Genomic DNA, 22174 nt, shown 5'->3' with positions numbered 1-22174 from the left:
TGGCTACTCCTGCGGCCGGCCGGGTTCGAAATATCGTCCGGGGAACTCGATGCCCATGGCCCGCAAATCCTCGAGGAATCGCGGCCGGATGCCGGTCGCCTCGTAGTGGCCGAGGATCCTGCCGTCGGCCTCCATGCCGGTGCGCACGAAGCGGAATATCTCCTGCATCTGGATGACGTCGCCTTCCATGCCGGTCACCTCGGCGACACTGGTCACCTTGCGCTTGCCGTCGGACAGGCGCGTGAGCTGGACGATCAGGTCGAGCGCGCTGGCGATCTGGCTGCGGATCGACTGTACCGTCATCGGCATGCCGGTCATGCCGAGCATCTGCTCAAGCCGCGAAATGGCGTCGCGCGGCGTGTTGGCATGGATGGTCGCCATTGAGCCTTCGTGGCCGGTGTTCATCGCCTGCAGCATGTCGAAGGCCTCCTCGCCGCGGCACTCGCCGAGGATGACGCGGTCGGGACGCATGCGCAGCGCGTTCTTGACCAGGTCGCGCTGCTTCAGCTCGCCATTTCCTTCGATGTTGGCAGGGCGTGTCTCCATCCGCGCGACATGCGGTTGCTGCAGCTGGAGTTCGGCCGCGTCCTCGATGGTGATCAGGCGCTCATCTTCCGGAATGAAGGCCGACAGCGCATTGAGCATGGTCGTCTTGCCGGTGCCGGTGCCGCCCGAAATGATCGTCGTCTTGCGGGCATGCACGGCCGCTGCCAGCACTTCGGCCATGTTCTGTGTGATGGCGCCGAATTCGACCAGTTTGTGCAGGCCGAGCTTGTTCTTGGAGAATTTTCGGATCGAGACCAGCGGCCCGTCGACCGCAACCGGACGAATGGCCGCGTTGAAACGCGAGCCGTCCAGCATGCGTGCATCGACCATCGGCTGCGATTCGTCGACGCGACGCCCGACCGCGGCGACGATCTTGTTGACGATGCGCAAGAGATGCGCCTCATCCTTGAACGGAATGTGGACCGGCTGCAGCTTGCCCTTCTTTTCGACAAAGCAGTTCAGGTGGCCGTTGATCAGGATGTCGTTGATGTCGGGGTCCTTGAGCAGTGGCTCGAGCGGACCGAGGCCGACCATCTCGTCGACGATGTCGTCAACCAGCGCGTCAAGCTCGACGGTGTTGATCGCCATGCGCTCCTGTTTGGTCTTTTCCGACACGAAATCATGCACTTGCCGACGCATCTCATCCCTAGGCAAACGCTCCAGCGCGACAAGATTGATCTCCTCGAGCAGCAGCCTGTGGATACGAACGCGCGCATCGAGCACCTTGTTGGCATTCTTTGCCGGCGCTGCTTCAGGCTTGGCCGGCAACGCCTTTCGGCTCGTCGGAATGACGACGGCATGATGGGCGACCGGCATCGGCTCAGGCGCACGCTGCGGACGTGAATCGCGGTTCTGCAGGGTGGAAAAGCGGCTGGTCATCCGGCTTTCCTCTTCAGCAATCCACGGCCCATGCCAAACAGCGAGCGCGATTTTGCCCGGGTTGGGATTGCCTCCTCCGGCAGGATGATCTTCTTCAAATCGTTGATGACGTTGGCGTTCGGATCGATCTCGTGCAACGGCACGCCGCGATCGACCGCCTCGCGCACCAGCCGGTAGTTGTTGGCGATGCCGCCGACGAAATGCTCGCCCAGGATTTCCTGGACGTCCGCTTGCTTGATGCCGTTGTCGAACATCTTCTGTTCGAAACGGTTGACGATGACGTTTGGCTTCACTTCCTTCCCGGCGGTCTCGTAGACCGCCTGGATCAGCCGCTGCGTGTGGCGCAGGCACGGCACCGTCATTTCCGCGACGATGTAGAGCTTGTTGGAACCGAGCAGCACGGTCTCCGTCCATGGAAACCAGGTGCGCGGCATATCGATGACGACATTGTCGAAATAGGCCGAGACGAGATCGAGCATGCGCACCACGACATCGGTCTTGAACGAGCGCATTTCCGATGGATGTGTGGGGGCAGCCAGCACGCAGAGCCCGCTCGCATGCTTGGACAGCATCACATCCAGCAGTTGCCGGTCGAGGCGTTCGGGCTGGTTTTCGATCTCGGTGATGTCGAATCGCGGTTCGAGGTCGAGATATTCGGCACAGGCGCCCTGCTGAAAATTGAGGTCCACCACGCAGGTCGACGCGCCCCGCGTGACCGAGTGATGCAGCTGGAAGGCGGTTTGCAGCGCCAGCGTCGTGGTGCCGACGCCGCCGGCTGCCGGCATGAAGGTGTAGATCTGCGATTCGGTGTTTTCCTCGCGCCCGGGGCCTTGCAGCGCCCGCACCACGGATCGCACAAGATCGGCGGTCGTGATCGGCTTGACCAGAAAATCCGCGACCTTGAGCTGTACCAGAATGCGCACCGCGGCCGCGTTGAACTCCTGCGTGACGACGACGACCGGCACCTTGTCCTCCAGCCGGCGCATGATGCGCTGCAACGACTCGACCTCCTCCAGCCTTGCTGCATCCATGTCGACGATGATGGCGCCGAAGTCGGCTTCCTGGATCTCGCCGCGTAGCTCGGTGACGTGCTTCTCCACTGTCGAGAGCTGGATGACCTCGGAAGCCGCGAACGCGGTTCGGGTGTCCTGCACAAAGGTCCTGTCGGTCGATACGAGCAGGATCTTCCTGGTCTTGATGCCGTTTGCCATTCTGTCAGCCTGTCAGGTCGTCGCGTTGGGTCAGTTGGTTGTGCCGCTCTGCGACGCCTTCGCATCGGCCGCCTGATCGGGTGTAGGGGGGGGGTCGACGTTGCCTCGCTGGGCGGGCACCTTAAGCCTGGTGTTCTGGACCCCATATTTCCAGGGATCGACCATCTGCATGACAGTGTTGGCGGCCTGCGCCTCCCCGGCGCCCGTCGTCGGCCCCTCGCTGCGCACATAGTCGTCGCTGGTGCAGCCGGCGGCAAGGCCGGCCAGCAGCAAGGCGATACTCGATCTCAAGACCAGATGCATGGCTTCAGTCCTTCGGCAGGTCGAGGAAATGCCCCGCGGAAGCGGACGCAGCAGGTTGGGTGACACGGCCGTCGGCCAGCGCCACGGTGCGACCGGTATCGGAGCCCTTCACTTCCTCGGTGTTGTTGAGGAAATAGTCGGCGTTGCTGGCCGGCTGCGTGCCGTCGGTCGGTTCCACGAGCTTCTTCGACGGATCGACCGGCTTGACCAGATAGGGAGTGACGATGATGACCAGGTCGGTCTCGCGCCGCTGATAGGATTTCGACGAGAACAGCGCCCCAAGCACCGGCATCTTGCCGAGGCCCGGAATGCGCGACGTGGTGATGTCGTTCTGCGACTGCAGCAATCCGGCGATCATGAAGCTCTGGCCGTTCTTCAGGTCGACCGACGTCCTGGCGCGGCGCACGATGAAACCAGGCACTGCAATGTTGCCTATGTTGTAGGACGCGGACGCGTCGATCGAGGAGACTTCCGGCGCGATGTCCAGGCTGACCAGCCCGTCCTTCAGCACGGTCGGTGTGAAATCCAGGCTGACGCCGTATTTCTTGTAGCTGACCGAGATTTTGCCGTTGTCCTCGGAGACCGGGATCGGGAATTCGCCGCCGGCGAGGAAGCTCGCCGTCTGGCCGGAACGGGCGATCAAATTCGGCTCGGCCAACCGCCGCGCCAGGCCGCGTTCTTCCAGCGCCTTGATGGCGATATCGATCGACACGCCGTTCGACAACAGCCGTCCGATGATCTCGCCGGTGCCGGCGGTCGGCACGGTACCCGGATCGATCGTCACATCACGGCCACCAAGGCCATAGGCAAAATTGGCTGCGTATTTGGCGCCCAGATCCTGGCCCGCCTGGCGGTTGATCTCGACGAAGCGGACATTGAGCTGGACCTGCTGCGACGACGAGATATTGACCGAGTTGATCACCTCTTCGGCACCGGAAAAGCGCGTCGCGATCTTGTTTGCCTTGTCGGCGGCGACCGCGTCATCCGCCTCGCCCGACAGCACGACACGACCATTGGCCGAGCCGACCTTGATCCTGGCATCCGGCACGCTGGCGCGGATGGTGCTGGCCAGTTGGTCGGTGTCGAGCGTCACCTCGATGTCGACGGTGCCGACAAGCTGCTTCTTCTCGTCGAACAGGGCGATGCCCGTGGTGCCGAGATTGTTGCCCAGCACATAGAAGGATTTATCGGTCAACGGATTGACGTTGGCGATGTCCGGATCGCCGATGACGATCTGGTAGAAGGCGGCACTGGTCATGATCGTCTTCGGCTTGCCCTTGGCAACCTTGATCGATGCATTCTTGGTCGACGACACATAGACGATATCGTTGTCGGCCCTTGCCGAGGTACCGAAGGCCAGCATCGCGGCGGCAGCCAACGAAGCCGCGACAGCCATGGTGCGCAAAACGCACAACCGCTCCGCGACCAGAAATGTAATCAACCCCAACATCGTCCCGTCCCTCGCCCAGTCCCCACTGGCTTCTATTTTTGGTCCCGCAAAGGAACCTGGTATTCCTCGGCTTTTGTGCCGCGCGTCACGATGACGGTCTTGAACTTCGGTTTCTCCGGCTCTTTCACCACGGCATCGAACAGCGAACCGGCAGCAGCCTGCACGTTCGAGGCGACCGATCCGCCGAACGAAGAGATGGTGGTGACGCCGCCCTTGCCGTCGCCACCTTCGCTGGCCGAGCGCAGCGACAGCGACAGCGTGCCGACAGTGCGGGCCAGCGCCACTTTCTGCGCGCCGTCAGTCGTCACCTCGATGGTCACCGAATTGGAGATCTGCGGTGTCGTCTGGCGCTCATCGGCACCCTGCCCGACGCTCAGCACCTTGGCATCGGCAACGACGATCTCGGAGGTGACCGTCGACCCGGCCGCTCCCTGTGCATTCTTGGCCACTTCCTGGATTTCGCCGGCGTCGCGCGTCAGCACGACATCGACGCGGTCGCCCGGCGTGACGAAGCCGCCGACACCGGCGATCTCGTCGGTGCGGATCGTCACAGCCCGCATCCCGGGCGTCATCATATTCGAAAGCGTCGCGCGGCCGTTTGGCCCGGACAGCTTGGTCAGCAGCAACGGTTCGTTGACCTCGATCGGCGACAGCACCACGCGGCTGCCCTCGCCGAGCAAACCATCTATGGTGGCGAAGGCGCCCTGTGGTAGGGAGTCCTGCGGCCAGGGGATTTCGCTGAGCTTGGTGCGGTCGAGTTCCATGCCATAGCGCAATGGGGCATTCGCCACCACGATGGTCTTGAATGCGACCTTAGGGGCGACGGGTGCTGCGATCGACGCCGTCTTTTCGGAATCGGCCTTGGCTTGGCTCTTGACCCAGAAATCCGCGGCAAAGATCGAGATCGCGCCGAAAACGGCGGCGATGCCGATCATCGATATGGCCTTGCCCCTCACGCCGAAACCCCTGATGCCCGCAGTTTCTTGTTTTGTTGGGATCACGCTAGGCGGCATTGTTAAAGAATCAGGAATCTTGCGCGGAGGCATTTGACCTATTTCCGCCGGCTTGGTTATCGAATGGTTTTGGGGTAAGAGGGGCCGGATCCCCGAACGGAACAGGAACCTCGGTCGCTTGGCGCTGAAAAGCGTGGCAGTATCGCGAGGTGATTCGCAGCACCGGACCCTATGGCAGGCATGGACGACAGCAACGATCTTTTCGGCAATATGGACAAGCAGCCGCCGCCGGTTCGCACACCGGCGCGCCCGGCGGATCCGCTGGTGCAAGCCACGAAGCGTCCTGCGGCGATAAAGGACGGCAGCGAGGGCTATAGCGCCGCCGACATCGAGGTGCTGGAAGGGCTGGAGCCGGTGCGCCGCCGGCCAGGCATGTATATCGGCGGCACCGACGACAAGGCGATGCACCATCTGTTTGCTGAGGTCATCGACAATTCGATGGACGAAGCGGTTGCCGGCCATGCCACCTTCATCGATGTCGAACTCTCGGCCGACGGTTATCTCGCCGTCACCGACAATGGCCGTGGCATTCCGGTCGATCCGCATCCGAAATTCAAGAAGCCAGCGCTCGAAGTGATCATGACGACGCTGCATTCGGGCGGCAAGTTCGACTCGAAGGTCTACGAAACATCCGGCGGCCTGCATGGCGTCGGCGTGTCCGTGGTCAACGCGCTGTCGGATCATCTCGAGGTCGAGGTCGCGCGAGGCCGCCAACTCTATCGCCAGCGCTTCTCGCGCGGCGTCCCGGTAACCGGCCTGGAGCAGTTGGGCGAGGTTCACAATCGGCGCGGCACAAAAATCCGCTTCCACCCCGACGAGCAGATTTTCGGCAAGGGCGCGGCATTCGAACCGGCGCGGCTCTACCGCATGACGCGCTCGAAGGCCTACCTGTTCGGCGGCGTCGAGATCCGCTGGACCTGCGATCCGTCGCTGATCAAGGAAAAGGACCAGACGCCGGCCAAGGCGGAGTTCCATTTTCCCGGCGGCCTGAAGGACTATCTCAAGGCATCGCTCGGCGACGATTTCCAGGTGACGCGCGAAATCTTTGCCGGCAAGAGCGAGAAGCAAGGCGGCCATGGCTCGCTCGAATGGGCGGTGACCTGGTTCGGCGGCGACGGCTTCATCAATTCCTACTGCAACACAATCCCGACCGGCGAAGGCGGCACGCACGAGGCCGGCTTCCGTAACGTGCTGACGCGGGGCCTGCGCGCCTATGCCGATCTCGTCGGCAACAAACGCGCATCCATCGTCACCTCGGAGGACGTCATGATCTCGGCGGCGGGCATGCTGTCGGTGTTCATCCGCGAGCCGGAATTCGTCGGCCAGACCAAGGACAGGCTGGCGACGATCGAGGCCATTCGGATTGTCGAGACCGCCATCCGCGACCCGTTCGATCATTGGCTGGCCGACAATCCGCAGGAAGCATCGAAGCTGCTCGAATGGGTAATCGCGCGCGCCGACGAACGGGTGCGCCGACGCCAGGAAAAGGAAGTGTCGCGCAAGAGCGCGGTGCGCAAATTGCGGCTGCCCGGCAAGCTCGCCGACTGCACGCAGAATGCCGCGGCCGGTGCCGAACTCTTCATCGTCGAAGGTGACTCGGCGGGCGGCTCGGCCAAGCAGGCGCGCGACCGCGCCAGCCAGGCGGTGCTGCCACTGCGCGGCAAGATCCTCAACGTCGCCAGCGCCGGCAACGACAAGCTCGCCGGCAACCAGCAGATCTCGGACCTCATTCAGGCGCTCGGCTGCGGCACGCGGTCGAAATACCGCGACGAGGATTTGCGCTACGACCGCGTCATCATCATGACCGACGCCGACGTCGACGGCGCCCACATAGCTTCGCTGCTGATCACCTTCTTCTACCAGGAAATGCCGGCGCTGGTGCGTGGCGGCCACCTTTATCTGGCGGTGCCGCCGCTTTACTCGATCAGGCAAGGCGGCAAGGTCGCCTATGCCCGGGACGACGCGCACAAGGACGAACTGCTGCGCACCGAATTCACCGGGCGCGGCAAGGTCGAGCTTGGCCGTTTCAAGGGCCTGGGCGAGATGATGGCCGCGCAGCTGAAGGAAACCACCATGGATCCGAGGAAGCGCACGCTGCTTCGGATCGATGTGATCGACGCCGAGGCGGCGACCAAGGATGCCGTCGATGCGCTGATGGGCACCAAGCCGGAAGCCCGCTTCCGCTTCATCCAGGAACGCGCCGAATTCGCCGAGACGGAAGTGCTGGATATCTAGCCTTCCCCCGGTCCATAACAGGGCTCCAGTTTCGGAGACGTGCGGTGACCTGGAGGCGGCTGAAAGACCATTTCGAGACCAGTTTCTCCGCGCTGACGCAACCGACGCGTTCGGATTGGATTTTCGCCCTGCGCACTGTTTCGGCCGGCCTGATCGCGCTGCTGGCCGCCTATGCGTTGAAGCTCGACCACCCGCAATGGGCCATGATGACGGTGTTCATCGTCGCCCAGCCGGTTGCCGGCATGGTGCTGGCGAAGGGCTTCTACCGGTTGCTCGGCACGCTGGTCGGCGGCATGGCTGCGATAGGCATCACGACGGTGTTCGGCACCGGCCCCTGGGTATTGGTGACGGTGCTTGCCCTCTGGATAGGCATCTGCACCTTCGTCTCGTCGCTGCTGCGCAATCCCGAAGCCTACGGTGCCGCCCTTGCCGGCTACACCGCGATGATCATCGGCCTGCCCGCCTTCGGACAGCCGCACCTCGTCGTCGACCTCGCAGTCGCGCGCTGTGCCGAGATCGTGCTCGGCATCATCTGCGCCGGCCTGACCAGCCGGCTGATCCTGCCAAGACTGGCCAGCAACGCCATCGTCTCGCGGCTGAAACGCTGCATTCTCGATCTTGCGACTTACGCCGGCGGCGCATTCTCCGGCGGCGATCCGGCAACGCTGTCCGGCCTGCACCGAAAGCTGGTCGTCGACACCCAGACGCTCGGCGAGATGCGCGCCTATGCCAGGCTGGAAGCGCCGAGCTTTGCGCCCCGCTCCCATCCGGTCCGACGCACCATCGGACAGCTGCTCTCGGCCCTCTCGGCGGCACGCGCGCTGCATTCGCACGCTGCCCCTAAGAACGCCGCACTCATCCCGGTGCGATCGGAATTGCACGCCCTTGTCAGCGAACTGGCTGCGAAACCCGGCGCGCTGGACGACACCGCGCCCTGGGTGGCGCGACTTGACGCCATTTCAGCCAAGGCCCGGCAAATGCCCGATGCCTCGACCGATCAGGGCGACGACAGGGTCGGCAACATCACCCGCCTTACCATCGCCGCCGATTTCGCCGAGGCGTTCAAGCAGGTGCTGCGCGGCCTCGATGCCTTGCGCGCGCCCGCCACGCGCCCGGTCCGGGGCAGCAGGCAGCCTGCGCTGGTGGTGCATCGCGACTACTCCGGCGCATCGCGCAACGCCGTGCGCGCTGCCTTGGCCACCTTGCTGGTCGCCGCCTTCTGGCTGACGACGAAATGGTCGGAAGCGGCCGGCACAGTCATTCTCGTTGCCGTCGTATCCAGCCTGTTTGCGGCCCGTCCCGACCCTGTGCAGGTCGCCTGGGGGTTCTTCAAGGGAACACTGCTCGCTTTGCCCTTTGCCTTTCTTGTCGGCCAGATCGCGTTGCCCGCCTTGCCCGGCTTCGGCTGGTTCATGCTGTTTGTCGTGCCGATCCTGGTGCCCACGGCGCTAGCGATGGCCAATCCGCGCTATGTCGGCGTGGCGACGGCCTTCGCCATCAACTTCCTCGCCTTCCTCAGTCCGCATCAGGCGATGACCTACGATCCCGGCCCCTTCTTCGCTGGTTCGGCATCGATCCTGGTCGGCATTCTGCTGGCGATTGGCGTCTTCATCGTCGTGCTCCCCGCCGATCCGTGGCTCGCGGCCAACCGCATCGTGCGCGCCATGCGCGAGGATTTGGCGCGGCTTTGCCTGCATGAGCGTGTGCCGAGGCGCTCGGCCTTCGAGAGTCTCGCCTATGACCGCATCAATCAGTTGATGCCGCTGGTGCAGAATGCCGGCGGCAAGGGCGATGCGGTCCTGGGTGGCAGCGTCGCCGCCGTCACGGTCGGCCTGGAGATCCTCCGGCTGCGCGGAGCAAGTCAAAGCCATGCCATCCCATCGGAGACCGCGCTTTCGATCGCGAACTTCCTGCGGGCGCTGGCGCGCGAACTGCTCTTTCGCGCCCCCGGCGATCCGCAGACGTCGACCGTCGCCGTCGCCCGCCAATATGCGGCAAACATCGCCCAACGAAACGGCACCGGCGAATTGCTGCAGATAGCGGCATCGCTGCGCATCATCGCCGCGGCGATGGAGGATTTTCCGGATTTCTTCGCGAAGGATCGAAACTAGCGTGCCCAAGTGTGTCGAGATTCAGGTCAGGCCGAGCCGAGAATGGCGGGTTCCGAGAACCGGAGCGGAGCGTACTTTTGGGTACGTGCGCACCGGAAGCGCAGGGAACCGTCATTCGCAGGCCGGCATCACCTGAATATAGATACACTTTAGGCGGCGGCGATCGCCAGCGCATGGCCCCGCGCGTTCTCGCGGAGCGCGTCAAGATGGATCGACTTGACCAGCGCGGCCAAATCGCCTTCCGCCGACTGTCCACCCACTTCCTTGAGCATCAGCCAGCTGACCTCCTGCACACCGGCCACGCGCTTGCCGTTGGCGACCTCGCGCCAGATCTTCAGTGCCCGCAGGATGATGGCGTGTGTGGCGGCGGCGAGGCCGGCGCTGCGGAACAACGCCTGCAGGGCGACATCGTGCCCGCCCGCAAGCAGCGCCCTCACCCTTTGTTCGGACTGCTGGCTGAGCGCGACCAGCGCCGAGCCGAAGAAATCGACCTTGCCATGCGCGATGGTGCGGATGAGGAAGCTGGCGGTGAGATCGCCGCGCAGCCTGAGATGCTCGATCAGTGCGGCATGTTCTTCCTGGCGCGTGCCCTCGATCAGCGTCACCGAAGCCTTGACGCAGGCATCGCGCATGACGCGGTCGGCGCGCGCCGCGCCCATCATTGCCATGACCAACGGCGACGTTTTCAGCATCTCGCCGAGCTTGACGAGCAGCATATGCCGACAGTCGGCAGGCAGCCGTGCGTCCGAGATCAGCGCCTCCCGAACCAGAGGCAGATGGCCGTGGCGTTCAGCCATGCGGCGAAAGCTGAGCGAGGCGATGTCGGCTCCGCTGTTGGCGAGCAACACGGCGCAGGCTTCGGCCTCGCCGATCTCGGCGATCGCGGCCGACAGCGCCATCGAGACCACCGGACGGTCGGCGATCAGTTTCTGCGTCGCCTTCGGACTTGAGGCTACGCGGTTGATCAGATCGGCGTCGGTAAGCAGCGGCGAACGCGCCAGTACCATGCCGGCGACTTCCGGCTGGTCGGAGGCCAGCACACTGATGATCTGCAATGGCGCGTGGTGGCTCATCGACAGTGCCTCGGCCATCGCCAGCCGCACCTTCGACGAAGCATCGTCGAGCAACAGCGTCAGCGCCGCCTCCGCGGCGCAACGGTCCTCGAACGGCAGGTCGGAATTGACGTAGGCTCGGGCCAGCGCGCTTGCCGCGGCGGCGCGCTCTGTCACCCTGGCCGTGCAAATCCATCTCAAAAAATGCGAAACAACCATGCCGCCTGCTTACGCCCCTTGCCAGAACGGTCCTGGCCCCGTGGAGACGGTAGGCAGAAATGATTTACGAACGGTTCACCATGTTCATTAACTGGCTTGCGAGCGCTGGGTGCAGCGCATATCAACCGTCAGCTAGTGGAGGCGAGAGAAAATGGCCGGGCTTTATCTCCAGGAGTTCGTTGTCGGCCACGTCTTCCAGCACACGCTGCGCAAGACCGTCACCGAAAGCGACAACATGCTGTTTTCGGTCATGACGCTGAACCCGCAGCCGCTGCACATCGACTTCGACTTCGCCGCCAAAAGCGAGTGGGGCAAGCCGCTGGTCAACTCGCTGTTCACGCTCGGCCTGATGATCGGCATTTCGGTCAACGACATCACCGTCGGTACAACGGTCGCCAATCTCGGCATAAAGGAAACCGTGTTTCCGCATCCGGTCTTCCATGGCGACACCATCCGGGTCGAGACGACAGTAATCTCGGTGCGCGAGTCCAGGTCGAAACCCGATCGCGGCATCGTCGAATTCGAGCATCGCGCCTACAACCAGCACGGCGATCTCGTCGCCAAATGCACGCGGCAAGCGATGATGCTGAAGAAGGCGACCTGAAACATGCGTTCACTGCTATTTGTCCCCGGCGATTCCCAGAAGAAGCTGGAAAAGGGTTTTGGAGCCGGTGCCGACGTGGTCATCGTCGACCTCGAGGATTCCGTGGCGCCGCACAACAAGGCGCTGGCGCGCGAAGTGGCGGCGCGCTTCATCGTCGAACGCAGGGCGCAAACCAGCTCAGTCATCTATGTCAGGGTCAACGATCTGTCGACCGGGCTGACCGATGACGACCTGGCGGCATTGGTGCCGGCAAGACCCGACGGCATTATGCTGCCCAAGTCGAACAGCGGCCAGGATGTGCAGCATCTCTCGGCAAAGCTCAGGGTGCACGAGGCCGAAAACGGCCTGGCCGATGGCGCGATCAAGATCCTGCCGATCATCACCGAAACGCCGGCAGGCGTGTTGGCGGCCGCGACCTATGCCGGAACAAGCGCGCGGCTTGCCGGTCTCACCTGGGGAGCGGAAGATCTGTCGGCGGCGATTGGTGCACGTGCGGTCCGCGACGAGCATGGCCGCTACACCGACGTTTTCCGCCACGCTCGTATCATGACCATACTCGCCGCTGCCGCGGCAGAGGTTGCGGCGATCGACACCGTCTTCCCGAATTTTCGCGACATGGCCGCCTTCAAAGCGGAATGCACTGAAGCCGAGCGCGACGGCTTCACCGGCAAGATGGCGATCCACCCCGATCAGGTGCCGGTCATCAACGCCGCCTTCACGCCGTCGGTCGAGGCGGTGAGGCAATCGACGGCAATCGTCGCGGCGTTCCAGGCGGCGGGAAATCCCGGCGTCGTCGGCATCGACGGCAAGATGTACGACCGCCCGCATCTGCGGCTGGCCGAGCGGCTTCTGGCGCGTGCCAGGGCGGCCGGCGTCCGCTTAGAGCGATTTTCAGGAAAAGTGTGAAACGGTCTTTCCGAGTTGCGTCAAAACAGGGCATTCGACCGGTTTGGCGTTTTCGTGAAACGATGTGGATCGCCCTGCTCTCAGTCCCGCGCCAGCACGATGATCCGGTCCTCCGGCAGATAGGCCAACGCCTCGGACTTTAGCGGGTTGACGGTGACGCCGCCCAGCGCCCGCTGGTCGGCTTCTCCGGCGCGAATGCGCCGGTAACCCAAGGCGATCTCGCCGCGCAACCGCGCCGATTCCGCGATCGTCCAGAAGGTCACCGGCTGGTCGACGGCGACATAGTCGGCGACGGGACGCATGTAGATTTCGGAGCCCTTCTCGTCGAGCAGGTCGTCGAAGATCGCGGCAAGGTGCTGGTTCTCGGACGCCTGCGCCAGCATCAGGCTGACCAGCCTGTTGCTGACGACGAAATCATCGGCCTTGGTGACTGCCGCAAGATCTCGGTTGCGCACGTCGATCATCTCGCTGACGATGCTGATGTGCATACCGGCGTCAACCGCGATCTTGCGCAGATGCAGGAGCGTTACCAGCGTGCGCGTATCGGCGGGCTGCGCTGCCATGGTTTCGCTATAGCCGAGGACGAGCACATGGTCGTAGGAAGGCACGTCCAGGCTTGCCAGAGCGGAGCTGCTCGATGTGTCCGTGACGCGACAGTAAACCGACAGATTGTCACTGGCGACCGGCAGGCCGGCAACCTCCTGCTCAAGGTCGGGCGTATCGGCCGCTATGGTCAGGATCGAACCAGGCGCGACGTAGCGCGACAGTTCGTAGGTTATGATCGGACCGCGCCGGTTCCAGCCCAGGACAAGCGTGCGCTCCGGCTTCGTCTCGACGGGCCGCGGCTCGAGGATCGCCGCCGCGTCGATCTTGATGCCAGCGCCCCGCAGCTTTATCGCCGCATCGTCCTCGGCGATGATGATGGCGCGCATGTCCTTGCCGATCACCAGGTCCGACGGCGGGTTGAGATTGACGCGTCCCTTTTGGTCGCAAAGCCCGATCAGCGCACAGTGTTCATACGCCATCACCGCCTCGCCGAAGGTCTTGCCGGTGAGGTCCGGCTGCTCGGTCGTGTAGATTTCGCAGCCGTCGAAATCGAGCAGCTCCGAATAGACGCCGCTGAGGCCCGACTGCCGACTCGAATGCACGACGATGCGCGAGATCAACTGGTCGGCCAGCACGAGCTGCACCTCGGCTCCGCCGACGACGCGCGCGACCTCGGCGTTCTTGCCATCGCGGATCTCGGCGGCGATGTTGTAGGGTGCGGTGCGCCGGTTCGGGTCGTTGACCAGCGCCAGCACCGTCTTGATGACCTGCGAATCCGGATCGTCGCCATCCGGCGACAGCACGATGACCGACCGCGAGGTCTGCGGATTGACGATGGCAAGGTCGTAGAGATCGGTCGGATCGCCGCTGCGGCAGATGATGCGCGTGTTGCCCAGCTTGCCGACCTTGGCCGCGATCTCGTCCTCCATCTCGACCTTGTCCATATTGGCCATGACGACGATGCGCGGACGTCGGCGGCTGGCATTGGCAATGACGAGTTCGGAGATGACGTCGAAGATCGACGGCGACCAGTTGAGGATGACCGTGTGATCCGTCTCCAGCACCCGCGAACGGCCCTTGCGCAATTCATCGAGCTTGCTGTCGACGCCGGCGCTCAGCACGCCGATGAGCGCCGAAACGACGAAGATGCCGGCAAGCGTGACAAACAGCATGACGAGACGAAAGGCCCAGCCAGTGTCGCCGCCCATCGTACCGGAATCGAGCGTGCGCATCAGCGATTCCCAGAACGCTTCGACAAAGTTCAGCGGCTCGCCGCCTTCGGGCGCGATGCGGGTCACCGCAAGGAAACTCGCGGCGACTACGATGATCAGCAGCGAAACGACGGCAAGCCAGCCGATCAGCGCGATCGGGCCGGCGGCCATGCTCTTGTCAAACCCGTAGCGCAGCCGGGTTGCCAGCGAGTCTCGTTTCTTCATTTAGCCGACGCCCCGCAATATCCCCAAGGTCGATGCGCCGACTCTAGCGCATCGCCGAAGCCGCTCTCTTAGCCTGTGTTCAAATAAAGGGGAATCGCTTTCGCGTGCCCACGGCCAGGGAACCCGCCGACGCGGCGGACGGCGGCCGACCCAAGGATTAGTCCTTGTCCCAGCGCGGCCGGCGCATCGAAAATACCTCGTCGACGCTGGTATACTCCATATAGCCGAGGCGAGCGACATTGCCTGCCTTGGTGATGTCGAACAGACCGTCTGTCAGGAAGGCGTCGTCGATGTATACGCCGACCACTTCGCCGGCGACAACGACAGCGCTTGTCGGCGATCCGTCCAGCGCCTTTGGCCGAAAGACCTCCGTCACCCGGCATTCTAGTGCGGCCGGCGCTGCCGCCACCCGCGGTGGCGCGACCAGGCGCGACGGCGCCATCGCAAGATCGGCATAGATGAACTCATTGACGCCGCGCGGTGCATTGACCGATGTGCGGTTCATCTTGTCGGCGAGATCGCGGCTGACCAGATTGGCGACAAACTCACCGGTTTCCTGCGCGAAGGAGGCGCTGTCCTTCTCGCCCTCTGAGGAGAACCAGACGATGAAAGGCCGCGTCGAAACGGCATTGAAGAAGGAGTACGGCGCGAGATTGATCTCGCCGGCTCCGTTCAGCGTCGAAATCCAGCCGATCGGGCGCGGCGCGACGATTGCCTTCGAAGGGTCGTGCGGCAGGCCGTGGCCCTTTGAAGGTTCGTAGAACATTCAGCCCGCCCACGGGCCCGAATAGTCGCCGTAAAGCTTTGCCGGATCTGGCCGCGGCCGCTCCGGCGCCGGGCCCGCATAGGAGCCGATATGAATGAAGCCGACGACGCGCTCCTGCGGTGCCAGCCCGAGCAGCGCCCTACCCTCCGGCACATCCGAATACCAGTTGCTGATCATGTTGGTGCCATAACCCAGCGCGTTGGCTGCAATCATCAGGTTCATCGCCGCCATGCCGCCCGAAAGGAACATTTCCCATTGCGGGATTTTTGGGTTCTCCCTTGGGATCGATATCACGCCTATCACCAGCGGCGCGCGCGAGAACCGCGCCAGTTCCTGGTTGCGGCGGCCTTCCGGCAATGGACCCTCCCGCTGCTCGGCAAGTGCTGCCAGTTGTCTGCCGATCTCGATACGAGCATCGCCACGATAGAGGATAAAGCGCCAAGGCTCCAATCGGCCATGATCGGGCACTCGCGAGGCGGCGGCGATCATCGTCGCGATCTCCACATCGCTCGGCGCCGGCTCCTTCAAATCAGGGATCGGCGCGGAGTTTCGGCTCAGCAGAAAGTCGATGATCGGCGACGCCATGGGCGCAAGTCTCCTGAACAGTCTGTCTTGAGCTGAAGCGCACCATCGGAAATTCGGGCGGCTCGGGCATTGGCGCGGAATATACGCCGGATGGGAGAGTCGTATCGATCGGACTCTTAAGCCTTGAAATTGCCACCGCCATGGGCTTCAACGCAAGGCATGTTTGAGGGGACTATCCGTCTTTTCCTGGTCTGGCTCAGCGCCCTGCTGTTCATGGCGCCGGTTTCGTTCGCCATGGCGCAGAACGTCGATGGCGTAAGCGACCTGAAGCTTCCCGGAATCTCAAGCTATGCGACGCCGAAAGGCGAGAGGTCGCTGGCGCTGAGCGGCGGCGGCGCCATCACACTCTCCGCGCAGTTGACCGACAAGGGTTCCGACATCACCCGCGGCATCGTCTGGCGGGTCTTCAAGCCCGAAGCCGTCAACGGAAAATTGCCGATGGTCGCCTCGGCGCATGGCGGCACCGCCGTGTTCCAGCTCGAACCCGGCAGCTATCTGGTTCATGCCTCCTACGGTCGGGCGGGCGCCACCAAGCGCATCACCGTCGGCAAGGACGCCAAGCGCGAGAGCCTCGTGCTCGATGCCGGCGGTCTCAAGCTGGACGCCGTGCTGTCCGGCGGCGTGCGCATTCCGCCGAAGAAGCTGCGCTTTTCGATCTACGAGGGCACGGCAAAGGCCAATGGCGATCGCGCGCTGATCATTCCCGATGTCGAGCCCAATAGTGTCGTACGGCTCAACGCCGGCATCTACCATGTCGTCTCGACCTATGGCGCGGTCAATGCGGTCATCCGCTCCGACATCCGCGTCGAGGCCGGCAAGCTGACCGAAGCTACCGTCGAGCACCACGCCGCCGAGATTACGATGAAGTTGGTGCGCGAGACCGGTGGCGAGGCGATCGCCGACACGTCATGGTCGCTGCTCAACGAATCCGGCGATCCGATCAAGGAAACCGTCGGCGCCTTCGCCTCCATGGTGCTGGCCGAGGGCGACTACACCATCATCGCCAAGAACCGCGACCGCATCTATCAGAAAGATTTCACGGTCGTGGCCGGGCAGAACCAGGAGATCGAGGTTCTGGCCACAGAAGCGGCGGCGATGGATCCCGAAGAAGGTGCGGACTGACCTTCAACTGACTTCAAGCAGCCAGCTTGGTCCGCGCCGGCAAGAACGGTATCCGCCGGCGCGGCAAAGTCGGCGCCAGGTCGAACACGCCGCGATAAAGCCGGTGAAGCAATGCCTTGCGGTCGCGCAATGGCTCCAGTTCGCTCCAGCTCAGCACCTCGCCGACACGCACGTCGATCGCCTTGCCGGACAGCCGCGCGAATTCGTGGATGAGCAGCGACGTCCGCAATGTCAGCGACGCCTTGCCGACGAACTTCGCCAGGCGACCGTCGCGCTCGGCCATGTTCATCGGCCCGCTGACCAGATGGAAAAGCCTGCCATTCTGCCCGGAGAAATGCATCGGGATGACCGATGCCTTTGCCTCCTGAATGAGACGCGCCGGAAACATCTTCCACGGCAGGTCGCGCGCCCGGCCAAAACCTTTTGGCGCGGTGGCGACGCCACCGGCGGGAAACACCACGATGGTGACGCCTTCCTTGAGCAGCCGCACCGCCTCGTGGCGCACGGCCATGTTGTTCTTGAGCGCGTCCTTGGTTTCGGCAAAGTCGATCGGCAGCGAGTAAGGCTCCATCTCGCGGATCTTGAGCAGATCCCTGTGGATCATCACCCGGAATGGGCGTCCGAGCTGCTCGGCCAATGACAGCACGGCAATGCCGTCACCGATGCCGAACGGATGATTGGCGACGATCACCAGCGGCGTATCCGGCAATCGTGCAGGTGGCCATTGGTCTGATGTCCGCACGCGTACATCGATCAGGTCGAGCATGCGGCCGAACACGCGCTCGCCTGTCGGCACGACCTGACGGCGCCAGAAATCGTAAAGCGCGGTGTAACGGTCACGGCCCGACAGGCCTTCGACCGAATGGATGAACCAACGCGTCAGCGCCGGCTGGCGCGGATTGGCATAGGAAAGCTCGGGAAAGGGTCGTTCGCGCAATTTCAGCTTGAGCATATGGGCTCGTTACAAGGTCGGCGTGACAAGGATATGAAATGGCGGTGGATCGCTCCACCGCCATTTGGTCGGAACTATGCCGATCAGGCCGCGCGTTTGCGCTTGCGGTCGGGCGTAACAGCCTCTTCGGTCAGTTTCGCAATCGCCTGATCAAGGCCAAGCGATTTCTGGTCGCGTGAGCCCAGCCGGCGCATGTTGACCGTCTGCTCTTCCGCCTCGCGCTTACCACAGACGAGGATGACCGGAACCTTGGCCAGGCTATGCTCGCGGACCTTGTAGTTGATCTTTTCGTTGCGCAGATCCGCTTCCGCCAGCAGCCCTGCGGCCTTCAGCTTTGCCACCACTTCGGTCGCATAGCCGTCGGCATCCGACGTGATCGTCGCCACCACTACCTGCAGCGGCGCGAACCACAGCGGGAAATGGCCGGAATAGTTCTCGATCAGGATGCCGAGGAAGCGCTCCATCGAGCCACAGATGGCGCGGTGCACCATCACAGGCTGCTTCTTCTCCGAATCCGACCCGATATAGAAGGCGCCGAACCGTTCCGGCAGGTTGAAATCGACCTGCGTCGTGCCGCACTGCCATTCGCGGCCGATGGCGTCCTTCAGCACATACTCGAATTTCGGCCCGTAGAAGGCGCCCTCACCCGGATTGATCGAGGTCTTGATACGATTGCCGGACCGCGTCCTGATCGTTTCCAGCACGCTGCCCATGATCGCTTCGGCGTGGTCCCACGCTTCGTCGGTGCCGACGCGCTTGTCCGGCCGTGTCGACAGCTTGACGCTGATCTCGTCAAAACCGAAGTCGGCATAGGTCGACAGAATCAGGTCGTTGATGCGCAGGCACTCCGACGCCAGCTGCTCCTCGGTGCAGAAGATATGCGCATCGTCCTGCGTGAAGCCGCGCACGCGCATCAATCCATGCAGCGCGCCAGACGGCTCATAGCGATGCACATTACCGAATTCTGCAAGCTTTACGGGCAGATCGCGATAAGACTTCAACCCATGCTTGAAAATCTGCACATGGCCCGGACAGTTCATCGGCTTCAGCGCGAAGACCCGGTCGTCATCGGTATCGTCGCCGGCGACCGTCACCTTGAACATGGCGTCGCGATACCAGCCCCAGTGGCCTGACGTCTCCCACAGGCTCTTGTCGAGCACCTGCGGCGCGTTGACTTCCTGGTAGCCCTGCTCGTCGAGGCGGCGGCGCATGTAGTTGACCAGGTTCTGGAACATCTTCCAACCCTTGGCGTGCCAGAAGACGACGCCTGGGCCCTCTTCCTGGAAATGGAACAGGTCCATCTCGCGGCCGAGCTTCCGATGGTCGCGCTTCTCTGCCTCGTCGAGCATCATCTGGTAGGCTTCGAGCTGCGCCTGGTCGGCCCAGGCCGTGCCATAGATGCGCGTCAGCATCGGGTTATTCGAGTCGCCGCGCCAATACGCACCAGCCACCTTCATCAATTTGAAGGAATTGCCGATCTGCCCGGTTGAGGCCATGTGCGGGCCGCGGCAAAGGTCGAACCAGTCGCCCTGGGCATAGATCTTGAGATCCTGGTCCTCGGGAATGGCATCGATCAGTTCCAGCTTGTACTGCTCGCCCTTGTCGGCAAACACTTTCTTCGCCTTGTCGCGCGACCAGACTTCCTTGGTGAACGGCTTGTTGCGTGCAATGATCTCGCGCATCTTCTTCTCGATTACCGGAAAATCGTCCGGCGTGAACGGCTCGTTGCGAGCAAAGTCGTAATAGAAGCCGTTCTCGATCACCGGCCCGATGGTCACCTGCGTTCCCGGCCACAATTCCTGCACGGCTTCCGCAAGCACATGCGCCGCGTCGTGGCGAATCAGTTCCAGCGCGCGCGGATCGTCGCGGGTGACGATCTCGACCTTGCCGGACTTGCCGAGCGGATCGCTGAGGTCGCGCACGGTGCCGTCGATGGCGTAAGCGACGGCCTTCTTGGCCAGCGATTTCGATATCGATTCGGCCAAGCCAGCACCGGTCATCGCCGCGTCGTATTCGCGGACGGAGCCATCGGGAAATGTCAGGGAAACGGAATTCAGCATCATGTATCTCCTATCCAGTCCCGCAAACGAGCGCGGGTGGTTAAAATGCATGTCGCCCAAATTGTATGACGGTTTTGGGGTACGCATAGGGAAAAGCCGGATGCGTCCGGCAGCGGCTGTCTTGTATGGACAGTTTCCGCCGCCGTAAAGCCCGGTTCAGGTGTAGGCGTTCATTTGATGAACTGAGGCAGATCCTTCAGGAACGCGGCCCGCGTCTTGAGGCTCTTGGGCATATCGGTGCGGTTGGTGTCGACGACCAGCCGCGCAAAGACGATCTGGCGGCCGTCCTTGTTCGCCCAGCCGACCAACCAGCCGAGCGAGCGCTTTTCTTGGACCTTGTCGGCATCGTTAGCCAGCTTGGTGCTGCCGGTCTTGCCTCGCACCGTCCAGCCTCCTGCCTGGAAGGTCGGGATGATGGCTGATGTCATGTCATACGCTTTGGCCGAGACCGGCAGCTTGCGGGCTAGAAACCTGCGCAGGAAATCGACCTGCTCGACTGGCGTGATCTTCAGGGAAGAATTCACCCAGGACCGGGTCAGGCAATCATTCTTGCCGGGATTGCCGGAAACATCGGCATTGCCGTAGTCGAATTTCGAGACATAGCCGGCAAAGCTTTGCGGCCCAAGCTGGCGGGTGATTTCGCGCGAATACCAGAGGATCGAATCCTTTTCCCAGATTATCGGATCGACGGTCTTCTGGTCCCGCTTCAAGGCCTTGAACTCCGGCTTGTAGTCCCAGCTCGGCGTGTGCTCGTCGCTCAAGATTCCGCTGTCATAGCCGATCAGTGACAGCGGCACCTTGAACGTCGACGCCGGGCTGAACCGCTGATCGCAAACCCCATCCTGGTAGAGCGTCTTGCCGCTCGCCGCATCGGCGATCAAGGACGTCCTTCAGCGGCGCCGATTGCGCGCGCATCGGAAATCCCAGCAGCCAGGCGAGCAGAAACAGGACGCCGGCAAAGATGAAGGGAAGACGGTCGATGTTACGCATTTGATGCTCGCTCCAAAGGGGGTTCGCGAGCGGCTTAGCGAGGTCTCTTGTCTCGATTTTGTCTCAAATGCGCAGTCTCTGTGCAGCCTGGCGTTAACCCTACCGGATCGTAAACGCGCAGTACGGCCGAGATTCCGCTGGCGCCGTCACCCCTGCGCTTCGCCCGGCTTGCTGCCGATCCGCCAGTACCGCCAGGGCGTGAACCAGACATAGCGCTTAGCCAAGGTTTCCGGCACGCGGTCGATGCCATTCGTGCCGAATGGGCCGCAACGCAGCACCCGAAAAAAGCCTATCCAGCCGCCGGCCCACAAGCCATGGCGGGCGATCGCTTCATGCGCGTATTCGGAACAGGTCGGCAAATGCCGGCAGGAATTGCCGACAAAGCCGGACAGTGTCAGTTGGTAAATGCGCACGAGCGTCGTGCCTAGGACACGGCCGGGCGTCTTGCGCCACGGGCCGGGCCAGTTGCGCCCACGCCTTGGCGGTCCGGCGCTATGCGCATGTCCGTGCTGGTCGCGCATCACAGTCTCCGTTCCCGAAAAAGTGAGGTCCGTTGGCCAGAGATCATCCTCAATATGATCGCGTTTCCCAGGCGATACATGTGAGCTTCCACGGAGAACGCAATACCCTCCTGTCGCGGACGGAATCGGCGGTTTGTCGTTCCTCAGGCTGCTTCTTCGGCGCGCTTCTTCTCGATCTGGCCGACGGCGTCGACGACGGCGTCGAAAGTCAGCATGGTCGAGGCATGCCGCGCCTTGTAGTCGCGCACCGGCTCCAAATATTTCAGATCCGCGAAGCGGCCGTCAGGCGGCGCGCCATTTTCCTTCAGCATCTTCAGCATGGCCTCACGCACCGCACGCAGTTCTTCGGCGTTCGCGCCGACGACATGCTGCGCCATGATCGAGGACGATGCCTGGCCGAGCGCGCAGGCCTTCACGTCATGTGCGAAATCCGTGACCACGCCGTCCTGCATCTTGAGGTCGACGATGACGGTCGAGCCGCACAGCTTGGAATGCGCCTTGGCGGTCGCGTCGGGATGTTCCAGGCGACCGATGCGGGCGATGTTTCCGGCAAAACCGAGAATTTTCGCATTATAGACGTCGTTTATCATCATTTTCCAATCCGTCGCCGCCAAGCGAACAGCGATTGCCGCTGCCGTGTCTTCCTTTCGCTCGTCATGACCTTATA

At 62.8% G+C, this 22174-nt stretch carries 18 protein-coding genes and 1 pseudogene; 5 read left to right on the top strand and 14 right to left on the bottom strand.

The window, feature by feature from the left end:
- Positions 1-3 precede the first annotated feature (3 nt).
- The 5 genes from NKJ01_RS06295 to cpaB form a co-directional block, all read right to left on the bottom strand.
- On the bottom strand, positions 4-1425 hold the full coding sequence (locus tag NKJ01_RS06295) for a TadA family conjugal transfer-associated ATPase (protein WP_352726855.1): 1422 nt from the start codon (positions 1423-1425) through the stop codon (positions 4-6).
- A complete protein-coding gene (locus tag NKJ01_RS06290) occupies positions 1422-2636 on the bottom strand; it encodes a CpaE/TadZ family protein (protein WP_352607231.1) in 1215 nt (404 codons plus the stop codon). The genes NKJ01_RS06295 and NKJ01_RS06290 overlap by 4 nt, the downstream gene beginning before the upstream one ends.
- 30 nt (positions 2637-2666) lie before the next feature.
- Entirely contained in the window at positions 2667-2939 is a 273-nt protein-coding gene (locus NKJ01_RS06285; RefSeq protein WP_352726853.1) for a hypothetical protein, read from the bottom strand.
- A gap of 4 nt (positions 2940-2943) precedes the next feature.
- Entirely contained in the window at positions 2944-4335 is a 1392-nt protein-coding gene (locus NKJ01_RS06280; RefSeq protein ID WP_245266455.1) for a type II and III secretion system protein family protein, read from the bottom strand.
- Positions 4336-4421: 86 nt separating this feature from the next.
- On the bottom strand, positions 4422-5345 hold the full coding sequence (cpaB, locus tag NKJ01_RS06275; protein WP_352726851.1) for a Flp pilus assembly protein CpaB: 924 nt from the start codon (positions 5343-5345) through the stop codon (positions 4422-4424).
- Between the two features lie 237 nt (positions 5346-5582).
- Here cpaB and parE point away from each other — a divergent pair, with 237 nt between their 5' ends.
- Both parE and NKJ01_RS06265 read left to right on the top strand, forming a co-directional pair.
- Entirely contained in the window at positions 5583-7637 is a 2055-nt protein-coding gene (parE, locus tag NKJ01_RS06270; protein WP_352726849.1) for a DNA topoisomerase IV subunit B, read from the top strand.
- A 44-nt stretch (positions 7638-7681) separates the two neighbouring features.
- On the top strand, positions 7682-9748 hold the full coding sequence (locus NKJ01_RS06265; protein WP_352726847.1) for an FUSC family protein: 2067 nt from the start codon (positions 7682-7684) through the stop codon (positions 9746-9748).
- 149 nt (positions 9749-9897) lie between these two features.
- Here NKJ01_RS06265 and NKJ01_RS06260 read toward each other — a convergent pair whose 3' ends face one another.
- On the bottom strand, positions 9898-11019 hold the full coding sequence (locus NKJ01_RS06260; RefSeq protein ID WP_352726845.1) for a DUF2336 domain-containing protein: 1122 nt from the start codon (positions 11017-11019) through the stop codon (positions 9898-9900).
- Positions 11020-11170: 151 nt separating this feature from the next.
- Here NKJ01_RS06260 and NKJ01_RS06255 point away from each other — a divergent pair, with 151 nt between their 5' ends.
- Positions 11171-11623: a MaoC family dehydratase gene (locus NKJ01_RS06255; RefSeq protein ID WP_352726843.1), complete on the top strand. Its 453-nt coding sequence runs from the start codon at positions 11171-11173 to the stop codon at positions 11621-11623.
- A 3-nt stretch (positions 11624-11626) separates the two neighbouring features.
- The gene (locus NKJ01_RS06250) at positions 11627-12529 is read left to right on the top strand and encodes an HpcH/HpaI aldolase/citrate lyase family protein (protein WP_352726841.1); all 903 of its coding nucleotides are present in this window, start codon (positions 11627-11629) and stop codon (positions 12527-12529) included.
- Positions 12530-12609: 80 nt separating this feature from the next.
- On the opposite strand, the gene NKJ01_RS06245 is transcribed toward NKJ01_RS06250, so the two are convergent.
- The 3 genes from NKJ01_RS06245 to NKJ01_RS06235 all read right to left on the bottom strand — a co-directional run bounded on the left by NKJ01_RS06245 (position 12610) and on the right by NKJ01_RS06235 (position 15862).
- Positions 12610-14511, bottom strand: a complete 1902-nt coding sequence (locus tag NKJ01_RS06245) for a CASTOR/POLLUX-related putative ion channel (protein WP_352726840.1) — start codon at positions 14509-14511, stop codon at positions 12610-12612.
- Between the two features lie 157 nt (positions 14512-14668).
- Positions 14669-15277, bottom strand: a complete 609-nt coding sequence (locus tag NKJ01_RS06240) for a flavin reductase family protein (RefSeq protein WP_352726838.1) — start codon at positions 15275-15277, stop codon at positions 14669-14671.
- A complete protein-coding gene (locus tag NKJ01_RS06235; protein WP_352726836.1) occupies positions 15278-15862 on the bottom strand; it encodes a nitroreductase family protein in 585 nt (194 codons plus the stop codon).
- A 159-nt stretch (positions 15863-16021) separates the two neighbouring features.
- On the opposite strand from NKJ01_RS06235, the gene NKJ01_RS06230 reads away from it, so the two are divergent.
- Entirely contained in the window at positions 16022-16984 is a 963-nt protein-coding gene (locus NKJ01_RS06230; RefSeq protein WP_352726835.1) for an RgsD C-terminal domain-containing protein, read from the top strand.
- 13 nt (positions 16985-16997) lie between these two features.
- On the opposite strand, the gene NKJ01_RS06225 is transcribed toward NKJ01_RS06230, so the two are convergent.
- The 5 genes and pseudogenes from NKJ01_RS06225 to NKJ01_RS06205 all read right to left on the bottom strand — a co-directional run bounded on the left by NKJ01_RS06225 (position 16998) and on the right by NKJ01_RS06205 (position 22097).
- A complete protein-coding gene (locus NKJ01_RS06225) occupies positions 16998-17936 on the bottom strand; it encodes a lysophospholipid acyltransferase family protein (protein WP_352726833.1) in 939 nt (312 codons plus the stop codon).
- Between the two features lie 83 nt (positions 17937-18019).
- Entirely contained in the window at positions 18020-19996 is a 1977-nt protein-coding gene (gene thrS, locus NKJ01_RS06220; protein ID WP_352726831.1) for a threonine--tRNA ligase, read from the bottom strand.
- A 170-nt stretch (positions 19997-20166) separates the two neighbouring features.
- A pseudogene (blaOXA, locus tag NKJ01_RS06215) lies at positions 20167-20986 on the bottom strand (class D beta-lactamase).
- A 146-nt stretch (positions 20987-21132) separates the two neighbouring features.
- Positions 21133-21507: a membrane protein insertion efficiency factor YidD gene (gene yidD, locus NKJ01_RS06210; protein ID WP_352726829.1), complete on the bottom strand. Its 375-nt coding sequence runs from the start codon at positions 21505-21507 to the stop codon at positions 21133-21135.
- Between the two features lie 143 nt (positions 21508-21650).
- On the bottom strand, positions 21651-22097 hold the full coding sequence (locus NKJ01_RS06205; protein ID WP_352726947.1) for an iron-sulfur cluster assembly scaffold protein: 447 nt from the start codon (positions 22095-22097) through the stop codon (positions 21651-21653).
- Positions 22098-22174 lie beyond the last annotated feature (77 nt).

This window comes from Mesorhizobium sp. M0276 (genome assembly GCF_040321755.1).
GTDB lineage: Bacteria > Pseudomonadota > Alphaproteobacteria > Rhizobiales > Rhizobiaceae > Mesorhizobium.
The sequence above is the reverse complement of the archived record's forward strand: the minus strand, read 5'-3'. Positions and strand labels throughout refer to the sequence as shown.